The 23,340-nt window shown below is 65.9% G+C and carries 19 protein-coding genes; 4 read left to right on the top strand and 15 right to left on the bottom strand.

Annotated features, from left to right (window positions below; genetic code table 11):
- Positions 1 to 171: 171 nt before the first annotated feature.
- From ACIQF4_RS15830 to dinB, 14 genes are all read right to left on the bottom strand, one after another.
- Positions 172 to 1,143: a cell division protein FtsQ/DivIB gene (locus ACIQF4_RS15830; protein WP_400516811.1), complete on the bottom strand. Its 972-nt coding sequence runs from the start codon at positions 1,141 to 1,143 to the stop codon at positions 172 to 174.
- Complete coding sequence (murC, locus tag ACIQF4_RS15825) at positions 1,136 to 2,512, bottom strand: UDP-N-acetylmuramate--L-alanine ligase (RefSeq protein ID WP_350002199.1); 1,377 nt, start codon at positions 2,510 to 2,512, stop codon at positions 1,136 to 1,138. The genes ACIQF4_RS15830 and murC overlap by 8 nt, the downstream gene beginning before the upstream one ends.
- A complete protein-coding gene (gene murG, locus ACIQF4_RS15820; protein WP_400516809.1) occupies positions 2,509 to 3,609 on the bottom strand; it encodes an undecaprenyldiphospho-muramoylpentapeptide beta-N-acetylglucosaminyltransferase in 1,101 nt (366 codons plus the stop codon). The genes murC and murG overlap by 4 nt, the downstream gene beginning before the upstream one ends.
- Positions 3,610 to 3,615: 6 nt before the next feature.
- Complete coding sequence (ftsW, locus tag ACIQF4_RS15815) at positions 3,616 to 4,956, bottom strand: putative lipid II flippase FtsW (RefSeq protein ID WP_400516808.1); 1,341 nt, start codon at positions 4,954 to 4,956, stop codon at positions 3,616 to 3,618.
- Between the two features lie 2 nt (positions 4,957 to 4,958).
- Positions 4,959 to 6,533, bottom strand: a complete 1,575-nt coding sequence (gene murD / locus ACIQF4_RS15810; RefSeq protein WP_400516807.1) for a UDP-N-acetylmuramoyl-L-alanine--D-glutamate ligase — start codon at positions 6,531 to 6,533, stop codon at positions 4,959 to 4,961.
- A complete protein-coding gene (mraY, locus tag ACIQF4_RS15805) occupies positions 6,515 to 7,624 on the bottom strand; it encodes a phospho-N-acetylmuramoyl-pentapeptide-transferase (RefSeq protein WP_350002195.1) in 1,110 nt (369 codons plus the stop codon). The genes murD and mraY overlap by 19 nt, the downstream gene beginning before the upstream one ends.
- Positions 7,621 to 9,087 (bottom strand): UDP-N-acetylmuramoyl-tripeptide--D-alanyl-D-alanine ligase, encoded by a 1,467-nt coding sequence (gene murF, locus ACIQF4_RS15800; protein ID WP_400516806.1) that lies wholly within the window; start codon positions 9,085 to 9,087, stop codon positions 7,621 to 7,623. The genes mraY and murF overlap by 4 nt, the downstream gene beginning before the upstream one ends.
- A gap of 6 nt (positions 9,088 to 9,093) precedes the next feature.
- On the bottom strand, positions 9,094 to 10,740 hold the full coding sequence (locus ACIQF4_RS15795) for a UDP-N-acetylmuramoyl-L-alanyl-D-glutamate--2,6-diaminopimelate ligase (RefSeq protein ID WP_400516804.1): 1,647 nt from the start codon (positions 10,738 to 10,740) through the stop codon (positions 9,094 to 9,096).
- Between the two features lie 82 nt (positions 10,741 to 10,822).
- Positions 10,823 to 12,619: a peptidoglycan D,D-transpeptidase FtsI family protein gene (locus ACIQF4_RS15790; RefSeq protein ID WP_400516802.1), complete on the bottom strand. Its 1,797-nt coding sequence runs from the start codon at positions 12,617 to 12,619 to the stop codon at positions 10,823 to 10,825.
- 48 nt (positions 12,620 to 12,667) lie between these two features.
- Positions 12,668 to 13,408 (bottom strand): hypothetical protein, encoded by a 741-nt coding sequence (locus ACIQF4_RS15785; protein WP_400516801.1) that lies wholly within the window; start codon positions 13,406 to 13,408, stop codon positions 12,668 to 12,670.
- Complete coding sequence (gene rsmH / locus ACIQF4_RS15780) at positions 13,405 to 14,397, bottom strand: 16S rRNA (cytosine(1402)-N(4))-methyltransferase RsmH (RefSeq protein ID WP_350002190.1); 993 nt, start codon at positions 14,395 to 14,397, stop codon at positions 13,405 to 13,407. The genes ACIQF4_RS15785 and rsmH overlap by 4 nt, the downstream gene beginning before the upstream one ends.
- Positions 14,398 to 14,560: 163 nt before the next feature.
- Complete coding sequence (gene mraZ, locus ACIQF4_RS15775; RefSeq protein ID WP_350002189.1) at positions 14,561 to 14,989, bottom strand: division/cell wall cluster transcriptional repressor MraZ; 429 nt, start codon at positions 14,987 to 14,989, stop codon at positions 14,561 to 14,563.
- 391 nt (positions 14,990 to 15,380) lie between these two features.
- The gene (locus ACIQF4_RS15770; RefSeq protein WP_350002188.1) at positions 15,381 to 15,755 is read right to left on the bottom strand and encodes a DUF3040 domain-containing protein; all 375 of its coding nucleotides are present in this window, start codon (positions 15,753 to 15,755) and stop codon (positions 15,381 to 15,383) included.
- A 274-nt stretch (positions 15,756 to 16,029) separates the two neighbouring features.
- Positions 16,030 to 17,256: a DNA polymerase IV gene (gene dinB, locus ACIQF4_RS15765; protein WP_400516799.1), complete on the bottom strand. Its 1,227-nt coding sequence runs from the start codon at positions 17,254 to 17,256 to the stop codon at positions 16,030 to 16,032.
- Positions 17,257 to 17,331: 75 nt separating this feature from the next.
- On the opposite strand from dinB, the gene ACIQF4_RS15760 reads away from it, so the two are divergent.
- Complete coding sequence (locus tag ACIQF4_RS15760; RefSeq protein WP_350002186.1) at positions 17,332 to 17,859, top strand: hypothetical protein; 528 nt, start codon at positions 17,332 to 17,334, stop codon at positions 17,857 to 17,859.
- Positions 17,856 to 18,950, top strand: coding sequence for a polyprenyl synthetase family protein (locus tag ACIQF4_RS15755; protein ID WP_350002185.1), 1,095 nt, complete (start codon positions 17,856 to 17,858; stop codon positions 18,948 to 18,950). The genes ACIQF4_RS15760 and ACIQF4_RS15755 overlap by 4 nt, the downstream gene beginning before the upstream one ends.
- Positions 18,951 to 19,023: 73 nt before the next feature.
- On the opposite strand, the gene ACIQF4_RS15750 is transcribed toward ACIQF4_RS15755, so the two are convergent.
- Positions 19,024 to 19,377 (bottom strand): Rv2175c family DNA-binding protein, encoded by a 354-nt coding sequence (locus ACIQF4_RS15750; RefSeq protein WP_231456635.1) that lies wholly within the window; start codon positions 19,375 to 19,377, stop codon positions 19,024 to 19,026.
- A 240-nt stretch (positions 19,378 to 19,617) separates the two neighbouring features.
- Between ACIQF4_RS15750 and ACIQF4_RS15745 the strand changes: the two genes are divergently transcribed.
- Complete coding sequence (locus ACIQF4_RS15745) at positions 19,618 to 21,003, top strand: LysM peptidoglycan-binding domain-containing protein (protein WP_400517398.1); 1,386 nt, start codon at positions 19,618 to 19,620, stop codon at positions 21,001 to 21,003.
- A gap of 101 nt (positions 21,004 to 21,104) precedes the next feature.
- Positions 21,105 to 23,315 (top strand): PASTA domain-containing protein, encoded by a 2,211-nt coding sequence (locus ACIQF4_RS15740; RefSeq protein ID WP_400517397.1) that lies wholly within the window; start codon positions 21,105 to 21,107, stop codon positions 23,313 to 23,315.
- Positions 23,316 to 23,340 lie beyond the last annotated feature (25 nt).

Below are 23,340 nucleotides of genomic sequence, written 5' to 3'. Positions count from 1 at the left end.
TTGTTCGTGTCTTATTGCGAAAACTGATGGAGAGCTTGAAGCCTGTAACCTTAACCTTCGAGTTGAAGGTTATAGTTATGTCAAGTAACTCATGTCTGTGACGGTATTTCCTATGGTTGCCACATTCAATAACCGGCTCCGCGTGTCGGATTAATACCGGAAAGAAACCCGTCAGCGCGTCACCGGGTGCCGGGGCACACTGACGTCGTAAACCTTGACCGGGTTCTTGGGATCAGCAGGAACTTTCAGGAGTGCGGCCAGGACTTTGGCCTTGAGCTCCTTCTCCCCCGCGTTGCCCCAGATGATGGTTTGGCCGTCCACCAGCTTGAGTTCCACCGCGTCCACCGACTGCGCGGAGGCATTGGAAAGCCTGGCGAGGACGTCGGCAGGCAGGGCGCCGAGGACGGCGGCTGTTGCACGGAAGAGATCCTGGCCGATGGTTCCCGCTCCGCCGTCGATGACGGGCAGGGAGACGGACGCGGGATCGGCGGTGGCAGCGAGCTGCACGCCCTCGACGTCCACGAGCTGGTACTGCTCTCCCTGTTTGACCAGGGCCACCGGCACCCGTTCCCGGACCTGCACGGCCAGCCCTGAGGGCGGCCGGGCTTCAGCGGAGACTGACTTGACCTGGACCAGGGGCTCCAGCAGCCTGGCCACCTCGTCGTCACTGATCTGCGGCAGGGGCTTCCCCCGCAGGGGCTCAAGTGCGGATTCCACTTGGGCGGGTGTCAGGAGGCGGGTCCCTGATACGGAGATGGTGTCAACGGCCAGGACCGGCGAGAAAATGGCCGCCGCCAGGAGGCCCGCCACAAGGGCGACGAGCGTGGCGCCCACGGCGAGGATATTGCGCTTGCGGCGCTTGCCCTTCGGCTCCGGAAAAGCCACCACGTTCTCCGCGGCTGCCGCTGGCGGCTCCGCTTTCCTGCCCCTGCCCAGGCCGGGAATGCCGGCCAGCTTCGGCTTTGCCGGCTCCTTGGCTTTGGCACCGCCCGCGGGAGCCGGCTCCGGAACGCTCCGGGAGGCTGAGATGACGTCGTCCGCGGCGGGTCCGGTACTTCCACCGGTGCCGGTATCTCCAGCGGTGCCGCCGGACCGGCCCGGGCGGCCTTTGGAGGTGTAGGTGGGGCGGCGGGTGCTAGCCACGCAAGGCCTCGACGATCTGCGGCCCGTACGCCGTGACATCGCCGGCGCCGGCCGTCAGCACAATGTCCCCGGGCTCGGCTGCGGCCGTCAGAGCGGCGACGGCGTCGCGGGCGGCCACCAGGCGTCCTCCGTGGTCCAGGTGGTCGGCGATGAGCTGGCTGGTCACGCCCGGAATGGGATCTTCGCGGGCGGGATAGATATCCAGCACCAGGGCGGTGTCTGCGAGGTTGAGCGCCCCGGCGAACTCCTGCGCGAACTCGCGGGTGCGGGAGAACAGGTGGGGCTGGAAGAGGACGTGCACCTTGTGCGTGCCGGCCACCGAACGTGCCGCGGCGAGGGCGGCCCGGACTTCAGTCGGGTGGTGGGCGTAGTCATCGAACACGCGGATCCCGCAGGCCTCGCCTTTGAGCTCGAAGCGGCGGGAGGCGCCGGAAAAGTGCGCCAGGGCGGCCGCGGCCGCTGCGGGGTCGACTCCAAGTTCAAGCGCGACGGCGAACGCGGCCGCGGCGTTCAGCGCGTTGTGGCGCCCGGGCACCTGCAGCGCCAGCGGAAAACGTCCGGAGGCCGTGGAGACCGCTACGTCACCGGGACCGCCGTCGTGCAGCACGAGGTCCACACCCTCACTGGTTCCATAGAGCACCACGCGGGTGTTGCCCCTGGTCCGCGTCCGTTCGGCGAGGGCCAGCGCACCGGCGTCGTCCGCGCACGCAACCAGCACGCCGTCCGCTGGAAGCAGCGCGGTAAACCTGTCAAAGGATTCGTAAACGGCCTCGGCCGTCCCGTAGTGGTCAAGGTGGTCCGGTTCAACGTTGGTGACCACGGCGATCCTGGGCCGGTAGTTGAGGAAGGAGCCGTCGGATTCGTCAGCCTCGGCCACGAAGATTCCGGAACTCCCGTGCGCCGCGTTGACCCCAAGGGCTGGAACATTGGCGCCAATGGCGAAGGAAGGGTCCAGTCCGGCGCCCTGCAGCAGGACCGTGACCATGGACGTGGTGGTGGACTTGCCGTGAGTGCCTGCCACGGTGACCACCGTGTCGCCGCCCATGGTGGCGGCCAGGGCCTCGGACCGGTGCAGCACCGGCAGCCCCGCTTCCCTGGCGGCAACAACTTCGGGGTTGTCCGGGCGGATGGCGGATCCTGCCACCACCGTCTGGGCATCGCCCAGGTTGGCGGAGGCATATCCGACGGCGATGCGGGCACCCGCGGCGGCAAGGTCCGCCATCACCGGCAGGTCCTTCGCGTCGGAGCCGCTGACGGGAACGCCGCGGGCGACCATGATCCGGGCCACGGCCGACATTCCGACGCCTCCGATTCCGACGAAGTGGACGCGGCCCAGGGATTCGAGGCTGGGGACGGTGGCGTGGTTCATGATGCTGCTGCTTCCAGGATGAGGTCGGCCATGCGCTGATCGGCATTTCGGATACCAAGCCGGTAGGAACTGCCGGCCATGGCCGCAAGCCGCTCCTGGTCCATGGCGAGCGGGATCAGTTCCCTGTCCACCCATTCGGGGGTGAAGTCGCGGTCATTCACCAGCAGGGCGCCCCCGGCAGCCACCAGTCCCGCAGCGTTCAGGGCCTGCTCGCCGTTGCCGATGGGCAGCGGCACCAGCACAGCGGGAACGCCGACGGCGGCAACCTCGCAGACGGTGGCCGCGCCGGAGCGGGCAAGCAGTACGTCCGCCGCCGCATAGGCGAGCTCCATGCCGTCGACGTACTCCACCTGCCGGTAGTCCTTGGCGGCCAGCGGCAGGCCGTCAGCGCCCATGACAGCCTTGCCGCGTCCGGTGATGTGCAGGGTCTGGATACCGGCTGCGGACAGCCGGTCAACGGCGGCGGCAATGGTGCGGTTAATGCTCTGGGCGCCGGAGGATCCTCCGGTGACGATCAGCGAGGGCTTTGCGGGATCCAGTCCGAGGGCCGCGCGGGCAGCGGTGCGCGCTGCTGCCCTGTCCAGGCCCGAGATCTCGGTGCGCATGGGCATTCCCACGTGCATGGCGTGGCGGAGGGGGGTGTTGGCGAAGGCTACCGCGACGCGGCGGGTCATCAGGGCACCCACCCTGTTCGCGAGTCCGGGACGCGCGTTCGCTTCATGGATCACAATGGGGATCCGGCGCTTGCGGGCGGCCAGGTACATGGGCGTGCATACATAGCCGCCCACCCCCACGAGGACATCGGCGGCCGCTGTGTCCAGGATTGTTCCGGCCTGGCGTACCGCCCCGGCCAGCCTGGCGGGGAGCCGGAGCAGGTCCGCTGAAGGCCGCCGCGGGAACGGCACCCGGTCGATGGTTGCCAGTTCCACCCCGGCGGCGGGAACCAGCCTGGTTTCCATCCCGGACGGCGTGCCGACGGCGAGGATGGCGGCGTCCGGGGAGGCATTCCGGAGTGCCGCGGCGATGGCGAGCAGCGGGCTGATGTGTCCGGCAGTGCCGCCGCCGGCCAGGACGATGGACGGGGTTTTGGTGGTCATGGAGGGCTAGGTACGCTTTCTCGCTGTTTTCTTCCGGTCCGCGTTTTTCCGCGCCGGCTTGGCCTTCAACTTAAGCATCCGCTTGGGCCGGATCGCCGGGGCCATCTGCTCCCTGGCCAGGGAAAGGACAACACCGATGGCGCAGAGCGACATCAGCAGTGCCGAGCCGCCGTAGGAGATGAAGGGCAGCGGCACGCCGATGACGGGCATTAGGCCCGTCACCACGGACATGTTCACCGTGGCCTGGCCCAGCAGCCACACCATGATGGTGCCGGCGAGGACGCGGTGGAACATGTCCTCCTGGGCCACTACCACGCGGTAGATTGCGGCTCCCAGGATGGCGAAAAGGATCAGGACGACGACGGTCCCCACCAGTCCGAGTTCCTCGCCGATGATGGCGAAGATGAAGTCGTTGTGGGCTTCGGGGATCCAGCTGTACTTTTGCCGGCTTTGTCCCAGCCCAACCCCGAACCATCCGCCGGAGGCGAGCCCGTAAAGGCCGTTGGTTGCCTGGTAGTTGGCGTCAATACCGTCGGCACAGGACTGCCCGGTCCACCACGAGGTGATGCGGCACATGCGGTTGGAGCTGGTCACGGCCATGACGGCCGTTCCGGCGGCGGCGGCCAGGCCTGCGATGCCGAACAGGTAGAGGGGTGCCCCGGCGAAGAAGAGCGCGGCGGCCGTGACCATCATGATGATCATGGCCGTTCCGAGGTCGTTCCCCACCAGGACCAGTCCAACGATGATGATGGCCATGGGGACGGCCGGGACCGCGACGTGCTGCCAGCGGCTGAGCAGCTTCCCCTTCCGGGCCAGGACGGTGGCCATCCACAGCGCGAGTGCCAGCTTGGACGCTTCGGAGGGCTGGAAGGTGATCCCGCCAAGGTCGATCCAGTTCTTGTTGCCGTTGACCTCCGCGCCAACGAGCTGGACCAGGCCAAGGAGGACAACGGCGGCGATAATAGCGGGCCATGCGAGGCGCTTGAGCCACACCACGTTGATCCTGGAGAGCACGAACATGGTGAAGATGCCGATAGCGGCGAACATGCCCTGCTTCAGGGCATCCCCGTACGGCGACTTGCCGGCGGCGATCGATTCCACGCTGGAGGCGGAGAGGACCATCATGATGCCGATGGCCGTCAGTGCGAGGGTGGATCCCAGGATGAGGTAATACGTGGAGCCGTTCCTGGACGTTCCGGTCCCCTCCAGCGCCGACCAGAATTTGCGGTAGGCGGCCCGCAGGCGGGTGCCGGCAGCGGCCGGGGGCCGGACTGGTGATGCGGAGGAGCCGGGACGCGGCTTGCCTGCCTGCTTCCGGGCTGGCGGGCGTGTGGGCGTGCTGACCATTGTTACTCCTCGCCGGTCTGGGCCTGCCCTTCCACCAGCTCGCGGACAGCTTCGATGAAAGTGCCACCACGGTGAGCGTAGGAAGAGAACTGATCCATGGAAGCAGCTGCCGGAGCCATCAGCACAGTATCGCCGGACCCGGCCAGCTGGGCTGCTGACGCAACTGCGCGGGACATAACGGCTTTCCCGGCGGCGGGAGAACCGGCCTCTGTGCCGTCTGTTGCAGCAGTCTGCACCTGTTCAGTTTCACCCGGGGCCGTCCCGATCACGGGGACATCGGGCGCGTGTCGCCGGAGGGCATCCGCCAGCGCTGAGGAATCAGTTCCGATGAGCACCACGGCCTTGAGCCGCTGGGCGTGTTCCCGCACCAGGTCGTCATAGGTCACTCCTTTGGAGAGTCCTCCGGCGATCCAGATGACGTTGCTGAAGGCGGCCAGGGAGGCCGAAGCCGCGTGCGGGTTGGTCGCTTTCGAGTCGTTGATCCACAGGACACCGTTGTGGCGGGCTACCGGCTGGATACGGTGGTCTCCCGGTACATAGTCCTGGATCCCCTGCCGGACAGCCTTGGGCTCGACGCCGTAGGCACGTACCAGTCCTGCGGCCGCCAGGGCGTTCGCCACCATGTGCCGGGGCGCCAGCGCGCCGAGGTCGGCCATGGCGGCAAGTTCCGCGGCGCTGTTTTGGCGCTCTTCGATGAACGCCCGGTCCACCAGGAGCCCTTCCACAACACCGAGCATGCTGACAGCGGGAGTGACGGTGGTGAATCCGACGGCGCGGCAGCCTTCCACCACGTCTGCGTTTTCCACCATCCGCTCGGTTTCGATCTGCTCCGCGTTGTAGAGGCAGGCCTTTTGGGTGCGTTCATATACCTTGGCCTTGTCCGCCAGGTACGAGTCGTAGGATCCATGCCAGTCGACGTGGTCCTCGGCGACGTTCAGGCAGACACTGGCCACCGGCGAGAGGGATTCGGACCAGTGCAGCTGGAAACTGGAAAGCTCCACGGCCAGGACGTCGTACTCCACCGGATCCCGGAGCGCATCCAGGATGGGCGTCCCCACGTTTCCTACCGCGATGGCCTTCAGCCCCGCCGCCCGCAGCATTGATTCGGTAAGCCCCACCGTGGTGGTCTTTCCGTTGGTTCCGGTAATGGCAAGCCAGTCCGCGGTCTTGCGGCCTTCCCGCACGCGCACCCGCCAGGCCAGCTCAACATCTCCCCATACCGGAATGTGGGCCCGTGCGGCCGCAGCCAGCAGGGCCTGGTCCGGCCGCCACCCCGGCGACGTGACAATCAGTTCCGGCAGCTCGCCGTCGATCCTGGGAATGCGCGTGACTGCGTCCTCGCCCAGCAGGACGTCCGCAGCACCGACAATTTTCAGGGTGTCCGCGTGGGCTTTCGCCGTGTCGCTGGTGGCGGCGTCCACAACCACCACACGGGCGCCGAGTTCGATCAGGGTGTCCGCAGCGGCGAACCCCGAGACCCCGATGCCGGTGACAACCACCCGCAGTCCGGACCAGTCGGAGTCCCAGCTCACGAGGTTCTGGAGGCGTGGGGAAACGGTCACAACAGCACAACCCATTCAGCGTAGAAGATTCCCAGGCCCACGGCGACGAAGAGTCCGCCGAGGATCCAGAAGCGGACCACCACCGTCACTTCCGCCCAGCCCTGGAGTTCAAAGTGGTGCTGCAAAGGCGCCATCTTGAAGACGCGTTTGCCCCCGGTGGCTTTGAAGTAGCCCACCTGGATGATGACGGACAGTGTGATCAGGACGAACAGCCCGCCGATGATGCCCAGCAGCAGCTCGGTCCTGGAAAGGATGGCGAAGCCCGCGATGGCACCGCCGATGGCCAGCGAGCCGGTATCGCCCATGAAGATCTTCGCCGGAGAGGTGTTCCACCAGAGGAAGCCCACCAGGGCCGCGCTCATGATGGCTGCCAGCAGGGCGAGGTCCAGGGGGTCCCGGACCAGGTAGCAGCCGCTGCCTGCCTCGCGGGGGGAACCGCAGGCCTGGTTGCTCTGCCAGATTCCCATGAGGGTGTAGGCGCCGAACACCATCACCGAGGCCCCGGCCGCCAGCCCGTCGAGGCCGTCGGTGAGGTTCACGCCGTTGGTGGCAGCGGTAACGATCAGGTTGGACCAGATGACGAAGAGGATGGCCCCCAGCACCGTCCCGCCGAAAGCCAGGTCCAGCCACGGCAGGTCCCGCACCAGGGAGATCTTGGTGGAAGCCGGCGTGAGGCCGGTTTCATCCGGAAAGTTCAGGGCGAGGATGGCGAACATAATGCCGACGGCGGCCTGCAGGATCAGCTTGGCCTTGGCGTCGAGGCCCAGGCTGCGCTGGCGCGAAATCTTGATGAAGTCGTCCAGGAACCCCACAAGGCCCATGCCGACCATCAGGAACAGCAGGATGAGGGCAGATGCCGAGGGGCCCGGGGAAGCCGGGTTCACCATCAGCATGATGAGGTGGGTCAGCCCATAGCTCAAGAGCACGGCAGCAACCACCACGGTCCCGCCCATGGTGGGCGTTCCACGTTTTGTGTGGTGGGAGGTGGGCCCGTCGTCGCGGATGAACTGTCCGTACCCGCGGCGCACCAGGAGCCGGATGAAGAGCGGCGTGCCCACCAGCGCGAACAGCAGGGCCAGTCCGGCGCCGATCAAAAGTGCAATCACAGCAGAGTGCTCCTTTCATCGGCGGGTTGCGGGGTTTGTCGGGGTAATGCTATCCGATCGCCCAAGTGGCGAAGTCCAACGCTGTTGGACGATTTGAACAGCACCAGGTCGCCGGGTTCGAGTTCGGCGTCCAGCAGTTCGAAGGCTTCGTCGGCGGTCTCGGCGAAGACGCACTCGTCCCCCCAGGAGCCCTCCTGGACGGCGGAGACGTAGAGCGCGCGGGCTTCCCTGCCCACCACCACCAGCCGGGAGATATTGAGCCGGACCACCTGGGTGCCCACGGCCGTGTGCTCGCGGATGGAGTCCTCGCCGAGCTCCAGCATGGCGCCCAGGACTGCCCAGGTGCGCCTGCCCTGCCCAAGGTCGGCGAGCGTGCGCAGCGCGGCACGCATGGATTCCGGGTTGGCGTTGTAGGCATCGTTGATGATGGTTACGCCGTCCGCGCGTTCCGTGCGCTCCATCCGCCACCGGCTCGCGGCCGCCTGGCTGCTGAGCGCCGCGGCGATGTCTGCGCCGGGAATACCTGCTGCCCACGCGGCTGCTGCCGCTGCCAGCAGGTTGCCCGTGTGGTGGGCGCCGATCAGCCGGCTCCTCACGTGGTGCGGCGTGTCCTCTCCGGGGAGGAGGAGGTCGAATTCGGGGTTGCCGCCATTGTTGGTGTCCGCGTTGAGTGCCTGCACGGCGGCGTCGGGCCGCCCTTCTGCGGAGAAGCCGACAACGGAGGCAACGGTGCGTGCGCGCATGGCCGCCACCCGGTCGTCGTCGAGGTTGATGACAGCGGTTCCGGAGGCTGCAAGGCCTTCCACCATTTCGCCCTTGGCCAGGGCGATGTTGTCCACTCCCCCGAATTCGCCCGCGTGGGCAGTTCCCACGCCAAGCACCACACCGATGTCCGGCTTGACCATGTCTGCGAGGTAGCTGATGTGGCCGATGCCTGTGGCGCCCATCTCGATGACCAGGTACCGGGTGTCGGTTCCGGCGGTGAAGACCGTAAGGGGCACCCCGATCTCGCCGTTGTAGGAACCGCGCGGGGCCACCGTGTTGCCGTGCAGGGCGAAGATCCCTGCGAGCAGGTCCTTGGTGGTGGTCTTCCCCGCCGAGCCGGTGATGCCGATGACTGTCAGCTCGTCGTGTGCTTCCGCACGGGCGGCGCGGATCCTGCGGACGGCCTCCGCAGCGAGTGCGCCCATGGCCAGTACGGCATCAGGAACAACGATGGAAGGGTACGGGGTGCCGTCAGGGCCGGTCACGGGGCGCTCCACGAGGGCCAGCGTGGCACCCGCGGCAAAGGCATCCGCTGTGAAGTCGTGTCCGTCAGCGTACTCGCCGGGTTTCGCCACGTAGAGCGACCCCTGCGTGGCTTCGCGGGAATCCGTGACCACCGAAAGAGGCGTGATTCCGGGATCGGCGTCCAGGCGCCCCTTGGTGATATCGGCAATTTCCGCCGCAGTAAATGCAATCATCTCGGTCTAGGACTCTATCCGGTCGTCTTGGAGAACGTTGAATCCCCTGGCTGTCAAGGCGCTGCGCAGCTCAACCCTGTCGTCGAGGGCGAGGTTCACGCCTTTCACTTCCTGCCACACCTCGTGGCCGCGGCCGGCCACCAGGATGGTGTCGTGCGGCCGGGCGAGTTCCACGGCGCGTTGAATGGCCGTGTCGCGGGGGAACACCTCCAGCACCGTGCAGGGCAGCTTTTCCTTTTCCTTGGCCTCCCTGGCCCCTGCAAGGACATCGGCGCGGATGGCCGCCGCGTCCTCGTCGTGGGGGTCGTCGTCGGTGATGATCACCGTGTCGGCAAGCCGGGCGGCGATGGCGCCCATGGCCGGCCGTTTGCCCTGGTCCCGCTGGCCTGTCGCACCAAACACAACGATCAGCCGGGACCCCGGTTCCGGCGACCGGACAGCTTCGAGTGCCCGGGCCAGCGCGTCGGTGTTGTGGGCGAAATCCACGACGGCGGCCGGCTGTTCGGAGACCAGCTGCATCCGTCCCGGTACGGCCACCGTAAAGGGATCGCCGGCGTCGAGGGCAGCCTGCAGCGTGGCGGCGTCCACGCCGCCGGCGAGCACCATTACTGCCGCCAGGGCAGCGTTGGCGACGTTGAAGCTTCCGGGAAGCCCCGTGTGGACGCGCAGGACGGTACCGCCGGGGCCGCTGAGCGTGAACTCCGTGCCCAGCCCGCGGGGCACGGTTTCCGTAACGGTCCAGTCGGCTGGGTTATCCCGGGAGGTGCTGAGGGTGGTGACCGGCACCCCGGCGCTGCCGGCAAGGCGGCGGCCCCATTCGTCGTCGACAGTCACTACGGCCTTCCGCGCACGGGCTGGCGTGAAGAGCTCCGCCTTCGTGGCGAAATAGTCCTCCATGGTGTGGTGCAGGTCCAGGTGGTCCTGGGTGAGGTTGGTGAAGCCCGCGACGTCGAAGAGCACGCCGTCCACCCGCTGGTAGGAAATCGCGTGGGACGAGACTTCCATCGCCGCCGCGTTGATGGCTTTTTCCTGCATGAGCGCCAGCAGCCCGTGGACTTCCGGGGACTCCGGAGTGGTGAGGAGGCTGGGGATGGGGTCTCCACCGGCCAGGATCTCTATGGTGCCGATCAGGCCGGTCTTTTTGCCAAGCGAACGCAGCAGCGAGGTAATGAAGTAGGTGGTGGTGGTCTTGCCGTTGGTGCCTGTCACGCCGAACAGCTGCGGGGACGTGTCCTGCCCGCTGCGGTAGATCATGGCGGAGAGCGGGCCCACCACGTTCCGGGGGGCGTCAACCACCAGCACAGGGACCGCGGTGTCGGAGGAGAGGGCAAGCAGGCGGGCTCCGGCCTCGTCCGTCAGGACGGCCGCCGCTCCCGCTTCAATGGCCTGGGCGGCGAAGTCGGCGCCGTGCCGGACAGCGCCGGGCAGGGCCACGTACAGGTCGCCGGGTTCCACGGTGCGGGAGTTCAGCGAGATGCCTGTCACGGCCACGTCCGCCGAGGCCCCCGGGATGACGACGCCGACAGCGTCACCAATGCTTTCCAGCCGGACCGCCTCCACAGCGGAGGGGCGGAAGCGTGCCTGGCTGCCCTGTCCCTGCGGGGCAAGTCCCTGAGGGGCAGGGCGCTGATCGGACGCGTTGAACTCTGACAAGGGATCTCCGATGGTGCTAGTGGACCGTGCCCGGCGTGGACCAGCCGAAGCAGCCGGGGCTGCTGCGGCTGCTGCCGGAGAATTACTTGGCGAACTGGGCCAGCCTGGCCGGTTCACCCGTGGACGGCTGGACGTTGTAGGTCCGCAGTGCCTGGCTCATGACCGACCGGAAGACCGGCCCGTTGGTAATCCCGTAGATGCTGCCCTTGGGCCGCTGGAGTACCACCTCAACAATAAACCGCGGATCATCCATGGGTGCCATGCCCACGATCGAGGCGGTGTAGCCGCAAAAGCCGGACTTGCCGTCGTCGCACGGGGACTCCGACGTGCCGGTCTTTGCCCCCACCCGGTAGCCGTCGATGCCGGCGTCCTTGATCTGGCCCTCCGTCACTGCGCTCTCCAGGATGTCCTGCACCTGCTGGGCGGTACCCTCCGACACGATCTGGCGTGGTTCCGCCGGCGCAACCTTTTCCTCGGTTCCGTCCGCGGAAACGTACGCGTCGATGAGGCGCGGCTGCAGCATCACGCCGTTGTTGGCGATGGACTGGAATGCTCGCACGGTCTGCAGGGTGGACTGGGAGACTCCCTGGCCGAACAGGACCGTGAATTCCTGCCTGCCGTCCCACTGCTGCCACGGCGTAAGTATCCCGGAGGCCGTGGCGGGCAGGCCAATGTCCGGAGCTTCGCCGATGCCGAACTTCTTCAGCCATTCGTAGCGCTGTTCCTTGCTCAGCCGCTGCCCGGCCATGACGGTTCCGGTGTTCATCGAGTAGCCCAGGATGCCGGCGAGCGTCCGCTCTTCCGTCCCATGCGCAAAGGAGTCACTGAAGGTCTGGCCGTTTACCGTGTAGGTCGGGTCCAGGGTGAATTCGTCGAGCGGGCCTGCCTTGCCCTCTTCAATCAAAGCGGCCACGGTCATCATCTTCTGCACCGAGCCGGGTTCGTAGGCTGCGGTGACAGAGCGGACACCGCGGTCCTTCGCTGCCACCCTGCCGGGATCGTTCGGGTCCGGCGCGTTGGTGTCCGCCATGGCCACCAGGTCCCCGGTCTTTGCGTCCATCACGATGATGGAGCCCCACTCGGCATTCAGTTTCTCCGTCTGGCTTTGGATAGCCTGCTGCGCGAAGTACTGGAGGTCCGAGTTGAGGGTGAGCTTGACGTCCTTGCCGTCCTCCGGCGGGGTGAGTTCATCCACGCCGACAGGTATGCGCAGGCCGTCCGCGCCGATCTCGAACAGCCTCTTGCCGTCCGCACCCTTCAGGAGTCCATCCTGGGTCTGCTCGATCCCCGCCTGGCCGGTGGTGCCGTCCTGGAGGAAACCGATGATGCCGCCCGCCACAGATCCGTTCGGGTAGACACGCTTGCTGACGCCCTCGGTCACGATGCCGGGGATCTGGAGCTGCGAGATGCGGTCCTCAACATCGGGCTTCACGTCCTTGGCCACAATGTAATAGGGCTGCTGCCCGGTGACGGCCTCGCGGATCGCGTCTTTTTCCATGCCGAGGGCGCCCGCCAGTTCCGTCAGCCCCTGCTCCCGGCTGACGTCCACCAGCTTCTCCTTGGCGTCGTCCAGTCGCTTGAACGTCTCCGTTTTGGTGTTGACGCGCTGGTCCACCACCACGTTGTAGCGGATCACGCTGTTGGCGAGCACGGTACCCCGGGAGTCCAGGATGCTTCCGCGTTCTGCCGGCAGGACGGTTTGCTTCATCCGGCTGTTCAGGGCGGCCTCGGCCATGCCGCCGACGTCCAGTCCCTGCACCAGGAAGAGCTTGCCGCCCACCACCAGCAGGAGCGTCAGCATAATGCCGAGGCCCAGGCGCAAGCGCTTGGTGGCGTTGGGCACCCTGCTGTTGTTTGCCTTGCCGGTCCTCTGCGCCACCGTGATAATCCTTGCTATTCGACCCTGCTGCCTGCCAGACCTGCCGTCTTACTGTCCGGGCACCTTTTGTTCCGGTGCGGGGACGGATCCCCCGTTCAGCTCAACGGCGGCCGCGGCGGCGGCCGTTGCAGCTGCAGCTGCGGCTGCAGCAGCGGGATCACCGGCTGCCGGGGCCGCAGCGCCCGGTGTTGCCGTGCCGGAGGCAGCAGCACCGGCTGCTTCGCCGTCCTGGGCCGCTGGAGCCGCCGCTTCGGCCGGCTTGCGGCTTGCCAGCGGTTCGCCCTTGGTTGCCGGCGGGACGACGATCAACTGTCCAGCCACGGCTGGGGCGGGGATGACAGCCCCTTCCGCGCTTCCCTTGACGGCGGGCGTCGCCTTGCCGGTGACAGAAAGGGTGGACAGATCGATCTGGCCTTTGACGGTGGAGGCCACCATTCCCAGTTCCTTGGCTTTCGCGGCCAGGTTCTGGGGTGCTTCAAAGTTCTGCACCTGCTGGGTGAGGTCCTGGTTCTGCTTGGTCAAGGTACTCTGCTTGGCCCGCAGTTCCACCAGCTGGTACTGAGCGGTGGACACCGAGATGTTCAGCACCAGTACGGCAATAAGGGCCAGTGCAAGCATGGCGAAGCACAGCACCACAAACGGTGCCCGGCGCTTGCGGGGTACCGTGCGTACCACCGACAGCGGAGTCCGGGACTTCCGGCCGTCGTCGGAGGTGCGTGCGGGAAGATTCCTGCCGGCCGCCGAACTGCCGGAAGCGACGGGAAAGTTCTTGACGGCAGCGGTGCTCATGCAGCTCTCCTGGCTCTGATTCGTTCCGCCGCGCGCAGTCTTGCAGAGGCAGCACGCGGGTTTTCGGCGATTTCGACGGCGGTGGGCACCTCGGTGCCTTTGGTGAGGGTTTTCAGTTCGGCCTTATGCTCTTCCAGCTCCACAGGGAATCCGAGCGGGGCCGACGATTTGGACCGTGCCTGCAGGACGCTCTTGACGATCTTGTCCTCCAGCGAGTGGTAGGACATGACAACAATCCGTCCTCCCATGGCCAGGGAGTCCACTGCGGCCGGAACAGCACGCTCCAGGACGTCGAGTTCTTCGTTGACCTCGATCCTGAGAGCCTGGAAAGTCCGCTTGGCGGGGTGCCCGCCAGACTTTGCCGCGGACGCCGGAACCACCGACCGGATCTGTTCCACAAGCTCTCCGGTTGTGGCGAAGGGCTTGGCGGCCCGTGCTGCAACAATCCTGTTTGCGATCCGGCCCGCGAACTTTTCCTCGCCCCACTTCCGGATGATCCTGACGAGTTCCTCTTCGGAGTAGTTGTTTACGACGTCCGCCGCGGTCTGGCCGCGGCTGGTGTCCATCCGCATGTCAAGGGGGGCGTCAAAGGAGTAGGCGAACCCGCGTTCGCGTTCGTCGAGCTGGAGTGAGGAGACACCGAGGTCCATCAGGATGCCGTGGACCTCGGGGACGCCAAGGTCAGCCAGGACATCCTGGATCTCGTCGTAAACGGCGTGTACCAGATCGGTGCGGGCGGCGAACGGGGCCAGCCGCTCGCCGGCAAGCGCAAGCGCTTCTTCATCGCGGTCGATGCCAATGAGGTGCAGGTCCGGAAAACGCTGCAGCATGGCCTCGGAATGGCCGCCCATGCCCAGGGTCGCGTCAACGGCTACCGGGGTTTCTCCGCGCAGCCTGGCTGCCTCGAATCCTGGTGCTAACAAATTGATGCACCGGTCCCGAAGGACCGGCACATGGCGTTCGGACGTGGGCTTCGGGTGTTCGTTCATGCCTCGTCCTTTCTCGCCGTCGGGTGTTGCCTTTGGTGCTTCTGGAACCAGATCCCCATCCGCGCCTATCGTCCGCCAGCCTGGCTCCGGGGAAGTGAGCCAGGATGGCCAGCCGATGGGCGGCTGGAGATCTCATCCAAGAAACTGCCTGCTGTCCCCCCGGTCAGAGAATGCCCGGAATGGGGTCATCAGTCTCAGAGAAGGCTGTTTCCTTCTCTGCGAGGTAGTCGCTCCAAGCCTGGGCGTCCCAGATCTCGGCGCGTGAGCCGGCGCCGATGACGGCAAGCTCCCTGCCGAGGCCTGCATACTCCCGGAGCGCCGGTGGAATAGTCACGCGCCCCTGCTTGTCAGGTACCTCGTCCGAGGCTCCAGAGAGAAAAACGCGGATGTAGTCCCGCGCCTGCTTGGAGGAAATTGGTGCCTCCCGCATTTGCTCGTGGACCCGCGCAAATTCCTTCTCGCTGAAGACGTAGATGCAACGTTCCTGGCCCCTTGTGAGCACCAGCCCGCTGGCGAGTTCCTCACGGAACTTGGCGGGGAGGATAATCCGTCCCTTTTCATCCAGACGCGGCGAGTGAGTGCCAAGAAACACTGGCCCACCGCCTGTCCATGTCAGGAACTGCACATCCCCTATGTTGCAACTACCCTCTTATGTCCTCCACATTACTCCACTTTCCCCCACAGTCAACGCAAACAGGGCTGCCGGACCTCCACTTCATGGGAAAAGAACGGTGAACTGGCGCGGATTTAGGCGCGGTGGTGGAAAGTGGAGGAATTCTGCTGCCTGGCGATTCCCCTGGTGCGGAAAGCGGGCGCCGGCTGGGCAGCTGACGCGGGGACTTTCCCGCCTGATCGCCAGCACATCAGGGGTGTTTCGACGAAGGCCGCGTTAAACGCGAAACGACCCGCCATTGGCGGGTCGTTTCACAATGACTCCCTAAGGGAGGGAAGTGGGGATGCCGTCACGGCAGCGCCCGATGGGTTCAGGGTTCGCCCCTGCGCCTTTCATCCCAGCGCTCCTCGAGGCTGCTCATGAAGGAGTTCTTCTGCTTACCGGGCTTTCGGTTGCCTGCCTTGGATCCCGGCTTCGCGGCCGCGCTGCTGCGCATGGTGGCGAAATAGACGCCGCCCCCCATCACTATGAAGCCCAACACTCCAACGAAGATATTTTGGAGAGTGACACCCACGAGCAACAGGAAGACGCCAGCCAAGGCGCAGAGGACGCCAATCACCACGTGCCTCGTGGACCATGAACGCCCTGGGTCTGAACCCATGGAATTTGCGAACTTCGGGTCGTCCTCGTGAAGCTGCTTCTCCAGCTGCTCAAGCAGCTTCTGTTCGTGCTCCGACAGCGGCATCACGACCTCCTTTTGTAGGCCAACGTCCGGGCTGATCCCAGCCACTACTTCTGCTCCGTTAACGGCTGTTGTGCCTTAGAGGTTCCCGCCCTGCCCACATTGGCAAAAGTCGGTAACCAGGCACGCGGCCGCAGGAGCGGGAGCATGTCCAAGAGGGTCCGGCAGTAAGTCCAGTCACTCAAAAACTATGTACATCTAAGGATAGTTTGTTGAGGGCCGTTCTGAAAGACGGCAATGACTTAACGACGAGCCCCTGACCGCCGTAACCGGGGCCTTATCCAGGGCCGGCTCCTGGCTCCATCAAGCGGGCAGGAAGGACGGATTTGCTGCCGAACTTGCGCGCCACCTCATCGAGGGCCTGTTCCGCCGCACGCCAGTTCTCATCCCGCCGGTCGATGCTCAGCTGCAGCGAGGTGCGGGCTGCATCTTCCAGCTGTTCGGCGCGTACGCCCACAAGCCGCACGGTCATGGCCCTCTCCCCTACCGACTCCAGCAGCTGAAGTGCCACCGAATAGATCAGCTGGGCGCTGTCCACCGGGGTGTGTACCGTCCGGCTGCGCGTGATGGTTGAGAAATCGGCAAACCGTAATTTCAGCGCGATGGTCCGGGCCACCATCCCGGAGCTTCGCAGGCGCGAGGCCGTCCGGTGGGAGAGCCGCAGGAGTTCGCGGTGGAGCAGGGCGTCGTCCGCCGTGTCGACGGCAAAGGTCTCCTCGGCGCCGATGCTCTTTTCCAGCCGGACCGGAGTCACTGCACGGTGGTCTATACCCCAGGACAGCTGGTGGACATGCTCTCCCGTGGCACCCAGCATCCTCTTAAGGGTGGCCACCGGCGTTGCTGCGACATCGGCGACCGTCCTGATGCCCATCTTTGCCAGTACATCCGCCGTTTTGGCTCCTACGCCCCACAGCGCCCCAACCGGCAGGCTATGGAGGTAGGGAACGGTTTCGTCAGGGCCAATCAGGAGAAGTCCGTCCGGCTTGCAGCGTGTTGACGCAATCTTGGCCACGAACTTTGATTCCGCTATCCCCACCGACGCGGTGATGCCCAGCTCCGAGGCTACCTGGCGCCGGATCATCTCACCGATGCCCCGCGGTGGCCCAAGGCGGCGGATGGCGCCAGTGACGTCGAGGAACGCCTCGTCGACGCTGAGGGGTTCCACGAGTTCCGTGACGGACCCGAAAATAGCCATCAGCTGGGCTGAGACCTCGTAGTACAGCTTGTGGCGCGGTTCGATGATGACCGCCTGCGGACACATCCGGGACGCCACGGCCATCGGCATGGCCGATTTCACTCCGAACGCACGGGCCTCGTAGGAGGCAGAGAGGACTACGGAACGGTCCGCGGGGAAGCCGACAATGACGGGCCTGCCGCGCAGCTCAGGGCGCGTCCGCAGCTCGACAGATACGTAAAAGGCATCCATGTCCACGTGCATGATGCATTTGCGCCTGCGTCCCGGAAGCAGCGCTCCGGGTGGCTGGTTCTTACCGTCGGGCCCCACGGCTGCAATCCTAGCCGTTTTGTACTGACTAAACTGAAGGCTGAATCCGGCATCAACACCAGGAGGAAAGTCCCTGTGACGGTCTTTGGAAACCTCAAGCCAGCAGGCACGGCAGCTCTCGCTGCAGGCGCAGCCCTGGCCCTTGCAGCCTGCAGTCCAACTCCGTCAGCAAGCCCGGACCCTTCGGCCTCCGCCCCGGCGCCGGCGGCTTCCGAGTCCACCATTACTGCTTCCCCGAGCCCTTCGGCTACGCCCAACACCTCCGCCACGGTTGGCGCCCTCGTGTCTGGGTTCCCCCAGCAGCTCCTTCCCCTGATGCCGGGCGCCACCGTTGTCTCAAGCAGTTTCGATAAAGCATCCACCCCCGCAACTGCCGCGCTGGTGGGGACCGTTGCGGCCCCCACCGCAGCAGTCCTCGACTTCTACGTCAAGGCGCTTGAAGGGCAGGGCTTCAAGGCCGTACCCGGCGAGGCCGTGGGGGCAGTGGCTTCCAGGGACTTCGTCCGGGGTGATACCGAGACTGTTAACATCTCCGTTGTTGAAGCAGCGGGAGTTTCCACTTTCACCATCGGCGCCAACGTGCCAGCTGAGTCAGCCAAGTGACGGCGGCCGAGCAGCTCAGGCATGAACAGGCAGACTTCGTGGCGGCGGTGGCCGGCGAGCTGACCGGGTTCCTTGCCTCGCGGCAGTCAGTCATGTCCTCCATTTCCCCGGACATTGATCCAATCATGGGTTCAATCTCCAACCTGGTCACCGGCGGCAAGCGCCTGCGGGCCCTGATGTGCTACTGGGGCTGGCGGGGAGCCGGCGGAGAACCGGCAGCCCGGCAGGTGGTCACTGCAGGCGCCGCCCTCGAGTTGTTCCAGGCCGCTGCACTGATCCACGACGACATCATCGACCGTTCCGATACCAGGCGGGGCGGACCCAGCGTCCACCGCCGGTTCAGCGATCTGCACGGCTCACAAGGCTGGGCGCTGGACAGCGAGCGTTTCGGGCAGGCCGCGGCCATACTGGCGGGAGATCTTTGCCTGTCCTTCAGCGAGGAAGCCTTCACGGACATTGGCGAGCGGGCAGCTGCGGGCAGCAGGGCAAGGCTGATCTTCAACCTCATGCGGGCTGAAGTGATGGCAGGCCAGTATCTGGACATCCTGGAAGAAGTGGCCGGGCCCGCGAGGGACCGCGCAGGCGCAGTTTCGCGGGCGCAGTCCATCATCCGTTTCAAGTCCGCCAAGTACTCCACGGAACATCCGCTGGCACTTGGAGGAGCCCTCGCGGGAGCGTCCGATGACCTGCTCCGTGGCTACTCGGCGTTTGCACTGCCCCTGGGGGAAGCGTTCCAGCTCCGGGATGACGTGCTCGGCGTGTTTGGTGACCCGCTGACAACCGGCAAGCCGGCCGGCGACGACCTGAGGGAGGGGAAGCGCACGGTACTGGTTGCCTTGGCCATGGACCAGGCAACGGCTGGCGAGGCGGCCTTCATCGACGCCAGGCTTGGGAGCCCGGACCTCTCGGAAGAAGACATCAACGAGCTCCGGCGGATCATTGAGGAGTCCGGGGCGCTGGCGGCCACCGAGGTCCTCATCAATGAATTCGGTGCCGCCGCGTTCGAGGCCCTGGAGGCACTCCCCCTGGTCGAGCTGCCAAAGACTGCCCTTCGGAGGCTGGCTGAAGCGACTGTCAGCCGGGCCTCCTAGCGGCTTGCGGCCGGCCAGCGAAGTGCCGTGCCGCAATTACCGGGCGGGTGCCCGGATTCACGATTGCCTGGAATTACCAGGCGAGCGTCTGAGCCCTTCGACGTATTTCTGTTTTCCGGCCCTCACGCAGGGCATCAATGGGGCGTCCGCGCAATGACTCATCCGGGGTAAAGAGCCATACGATCAGGTCCTCGTCCGAATATCCGGCGTCGGACAGGACAACAATTGTTCCCTTGAGGCTGTCCACCACCTGGCCGTCCTGGATAAATTCCGCGGGCACCGACCTGATTCTCCGGTCACCAACCCGCAGCGCCGCCAGGGCTCGTTCATCAAGCAGGCTGTGCACCTTTGTGATGGAAACATCCAGTAAACGGGCGACGTCGGGCAGGGGCAACCATTCGCCCACAAGGTTTTCTACGTTACTCACGGATCAAGGTTGCCACGGCGTGCGCCCCGTCGCCTAGTTGATGCATTCAGCGGGTATCCATTGACCTGCGGACACTCCCGAAATTATTCCTTGCAGCTGTTCCCTGAATTCTTGTGCTAATCAACAATCCGTGAGAGATTCTCATTGACCACATTTGTAACAGCATTAACAGCAGTAACAGTAGTATCGGAAACAGCGGCATCCCCGCCCGCGCCCGCAGTTGAGAAGAGGATTCTTTCCATGACGATGTCCCGCTCGCACAAGCAGCCCCCCAAGCCGAGCCTGCCTATGCTCGCCGCAACGACGGCAGCGCTGCCAGCGGTTGTACTGTCATCCCTGGCCCTGGCCCAGCCCGCTGCTGCCGAGCAGCCCGTCCGCTCCATCCCGGGCACCCTTGCAGCGGCCATGAAAGCCCAGGCCGCACAGGCGACCGCGGCAGTGATCCCGGCGTCGTCGGTCTCGACGGCCATCCCCTCCGCATTCAAGCCCTCACAGCCGCAGGCTCCGGCCGAGTACACAATTGCCCGCGGCGACACGATCAGCGCCATTGCCGGCAAATTCGGGCTGGACACCGCTGAGGTCCTGAAGCTGAACAACCTGCAGGCGAACACGATCATTTACCCCGGCCAGAAGATCAAGCTTTCCGGTTCGGCCACTGCGCCGGCAGCACCCTCCGCCGCGCCCGCTCCTTCCGCTCCCGCAGCCGCACCTGCCGGCGGAGCCACCTACACGGTGAAGCCCGGTGACACGCTGGGTGCCATCGCCGCCCGGCACAACGTAGGCCTGTCCGATGTGTTCTCGTGGAACAACCTCAACATGCGCTCCATCATCTACCCGGGGCAGAAGATCAAGGTGGGTGCCGGCGATGCGGCTCCCGCGCCCGCCGCGGCTCCTTCCGGGGGCGGGCTTGCCTCAACCTCAGCTCCTGCCGCGCCTGCGGCTCCCGTTTCCGGCTCCTACACCGTCAAAGCCGGAGACACGCTCTCCGCGATAGCGTCCCGGCACGGCGTTAAGCTCTCCGAACTGCTGTCCGCCAACCGCCTGGCCATGACCAGCGTCATCTACCCGGGCAACAAGCTGGCCATCCCTGGTTCCAACGGCCAGGCTGCCGCGCCGCAGCCGGCCGCCTCGGTAACCCCGCTGGTCCCGAGCTCATTCCTCGGATTCAGCTACCCTGCCGCAGTTGTCAGCTCCGCGAACGAGAACAAGGCGTTGCTGAACGCCTCCCCGGTGCCTTCCCGCGCCGAAATGCGGAACATCGTGGCGGACACCGCCCGCCGCATGGGCGTGGAACCCTCCTTGGCCCTTGCGTTCGCGCACCAGGAATCCGGCTTCGACCAGCGGGCAGTTTCCCCGGCAAACGCCATCGGAACCATGCAGGTCATCCCTACCTCCGGCCAGTGGGCATCTGACCTTGTGGGACGCAAGCTGAACCTGCTGGACCCCTATGACAACGCCACGGCCGGCGTGGCAATCATCCGCCAACTCCTGGCCACCAGCAAGGACAAGGACACGGCTATCGCAGGCTACTACCAGGGCCAGTACTCGGTGAGCAAGTACGGTATGTACGACGACACCAAGGCCTATGTCGCAGCCATCAAGGCACACCAGAAAAACTTCGGCTGAACTGCCGGAACACCAAGCGCCCTGTAGCGGCGGGGCATTCGGCACGGGTCCGGACCGGTATTGGTTCGGGCCCGTTCCGTTGCGGGGATTAGGATCGTAGGGTGCAGGAACACGTGTCTGACCCCCTTGTAGGAACGCTGGTGGACAACCGGTACGCCGTGCGGTCCAAGCTCGCACGCGGCGGCATGTCCACGGTCTACCTTGCCACGGACCAGCGGCTGGAGCGGGACGTGGCCCTCAAGGTGCTGCATCCGCACCTCGCCGCTGATGACAACTTCCTAGGCAGGCTCGGCCGGGAGGCCAAGGCGGCTGCACAGCTGTCCCACCCCCACGTGGTGGGGGTCCTCGACCAGGGGAACGACGGCCCCACGGCGTACCTGGTCATGGAATACATCAAGGGCCACACCCTGCGTGACCTTATTAATGAGAAGGGCGCCCTGCCGCTGCGGCTGGCACTGGCGCTGATCGACCCGGTGGTGGAAGGGCTCGGCGCCGCCCATGCCGCCGGCTTCATCCACCGCGACGTGAAGCCGGAGAATGTTCTGATCTCCGACGACGGACGGATCAAGATCGGGGATTTCGGCCTGGCCCGCGCCGTCACCACCGCCACCAGCACCGGCGCCCTGATCGGTACGGTCGCTTACCTCTCCCCTGAACTCGTCCTGGGACGCCCGGCTGACGCGCGCAGCGACATCTACTCCCTGGGCATCATGCTGTACGAGATGCTTACCGGACGGCAGCCGTTCGACGGCGAAGTGCCCATCCAGGTGGCGTACCAGCACGTCCACGGCACAGTGGGGCCGCCGTCGGCCCTGGTCCCGGGCCTGGCCGCCGAAGTGGACGAACTCGTGCAGTGGTGTACCGCCAGCGACCCCGAGAACCGGCCGGTGGACGGGAATGCCCTGCTCCAGGAATTGCGGCACATCAGGACCAACCTGACGGATGCTGAACTGGACCTGCGTCCGCCCGCGGCTGCTGCAGGGGCAGCAGGCACCCCGCGCGGGGACCAACGGCTTCCGCCTCGCAAAAATCCGTCCCCGCCCCTGGGTCCCCCTCCGCCCCGGGAGCCTGCCGGGGGCAATGAAACCGAGTTTATCGACGGCACGCGGGCTGACACCGGGCACGTCCAGCATCCCACCGAGGTCATCGGCCGCACCAACAATCCCACAACGGTGCTGCCATACGGACAGCCGGCAGCGCCCGCCTACCCGCCCTCGCCGCGCCCGTCCCGGTCCAACATGCAGCCTTCTGGTCCGGTGCCCGGCGGTGCCAGGCGCACCCTTTCACCACCCGACGAGGACCAGGCATGGGCTCCCCCTCCCCGGGTGCTGGGCAAACGCGCCCAACGCAAGGCGGACAGGGAGGATGAAAGGGTACGCGCCCGGGCTGCGGCCACCCCCGCACGGACGCTGCGAGAGGGAAATCCCCGCCGCCGCGGCGTCCTGTGGGTGATGATCCTGGTGGTTGCCGCCCTCTTGGCCACGGGCGCGGGCTGGTTTTTCGGTATGGGCCCCGGCGCCGCCGCGTCAATCCCCTCCGTCGCCAACAAAACCGTGGCGCAGGCGCAGCAGCTGCTCAGCGACGCCGGCTTCCAGTCCGTCACCAGGGACGTCTTCGACGACGACGTGCCTTCGGGTCTGGTGGTGGGCAGCGAACCGGCCGAGGGCGCGGAAATCCGGAAGTTCCAGCCCGTGTCCCTTTTCGTCTCCAAGGGTCCCCAGCTTTTTCCGCTGCCCGAGCTGTCCGGCGGCACTTTGGAGGCGGCCAAGAACGGCCTCAACGCTGCGGAAATGGCGCTGGGCCCTGTGACGGAACAGTTCAATGAGCAGGCTCCCGCCGGTACAGTCCTGTCGCAGGATCCCGCGGCAGGTACGGATGTCCGGCGCGGCACGCCCGTGAGCCTCATCGTGTCCAAGGGACCAGAGCCCATCCCCGTGCCGGTGGTTGTGGGCCAGGACCAGGACGATGCCGCTGCTGCCATCACGGCATCCGGGCTCCAGCCGGAGGTGGCCGGCGAGCAGGTCTTCAGCCGGGACGTTCCCAAAGGCGCTGTAGTCAGCCAGGCACCGGCGGACGGAACGCTCACCCGGGGCGGCACCGTGACCCTGACCATCTCCAAGGGACCCCGGATGGTTGAGGTTCCCAGCTACATCGGCAAGCAGGCCAAGGAAGCCGAACAGGCACTGCGCCAGCTCGGCTTCGACGTGAAAGTGAACAATATCCTCGGCGGCTTCTTCGGCACGGTCCGGGATCAAGATCCCGTAAACAAGGAAGTCCCCGAGGGCTCGGTGATTACCCTGACGGTGGTGTAGGCGAGGAACCGCCCACACCACCGGA

Origin of the sequence: Pseudarthrobacter sp. NPDC092202 (genome assembly GCF_044755505.1) — a bacterium.
Classification (GTDB): Bacteria; Actinomycetota; Actinomycetes; order Actinomycetales; family Micrococcaceae; genus Arthrobacter.
This window is presented reverse-complemented; position numbering and strand designations above follow the sequence as displayed.

What these genes read in the sequence shown, in the direction of transcription:
- murC (WP_350002199.1), bottom strand. Translation starts at nt 2,512, where the DNA reads ATGAACCACGCCACCGTCCCCAGCCTCGAATCCCTGGGCCGCGTCCAC.
- murG (WP_400516809.1), bottom strand. Translation starts at nt 3,609, where the DNA reads ATGACCACCAAAACCCCGTCCATCGTCCTGGCCGGCGGCGGCACTGCC.
- ftsW (WP_400516808.1), bottom strand. Translation starts at nt 4,956, where the DNA reads ATGGTCAGCACGCCCACACGCCCGCCAGCCCGGAAGCAGGCAGGCAAG.
- murD (WP_400516807.1), bottom strand. Translation starts at nt 6,533, where the DNA reads ATGGGTTGTGCTGTTGTGACCGTTTCCCCACGCCTCCAGAACCTCGTG.
- murF (WP_400516806.1), bottom strand. Translation starts at nt 9,087, where the DNA reads ATGATTGCATTTACTGCGGCGGAAATTGCCGATATCACCAAGGGGCGC.
- ACIQF4_RS15785 (WP_400516801.1), bottom strand. Translation starts at nt 13,408, where the DNA reads ATGAGCACCGCTGCCGTCAAGAACTTTCCCGTCGCTTCCGGCAGTTCG.
- rsmH (WP_350002190.1), bottom strand. Translation starts at nt 14,397, where the DNA reads ATGAACGAACACCCGAAGCCCACGTCCGAACGCCATGTGCCGGTCCTT.
- ACIQF4_RS15770 (WP_350002188.1), bottom strand. Translation starts at nt 15,755, where the DNA reads ATGCCGCTGTCGGAGCACGAACAGAAGCTGCTTGAGCAGCTGGAGAAG.
- ACIQF4_RS15745 (WP_400517398.1), top strand. Translation starts at nt 19,618, where the DNA reads ATGACGATGTCCCGCTCGCACAAGCAGCCCCCCAAGCCGAGCCTGCCT.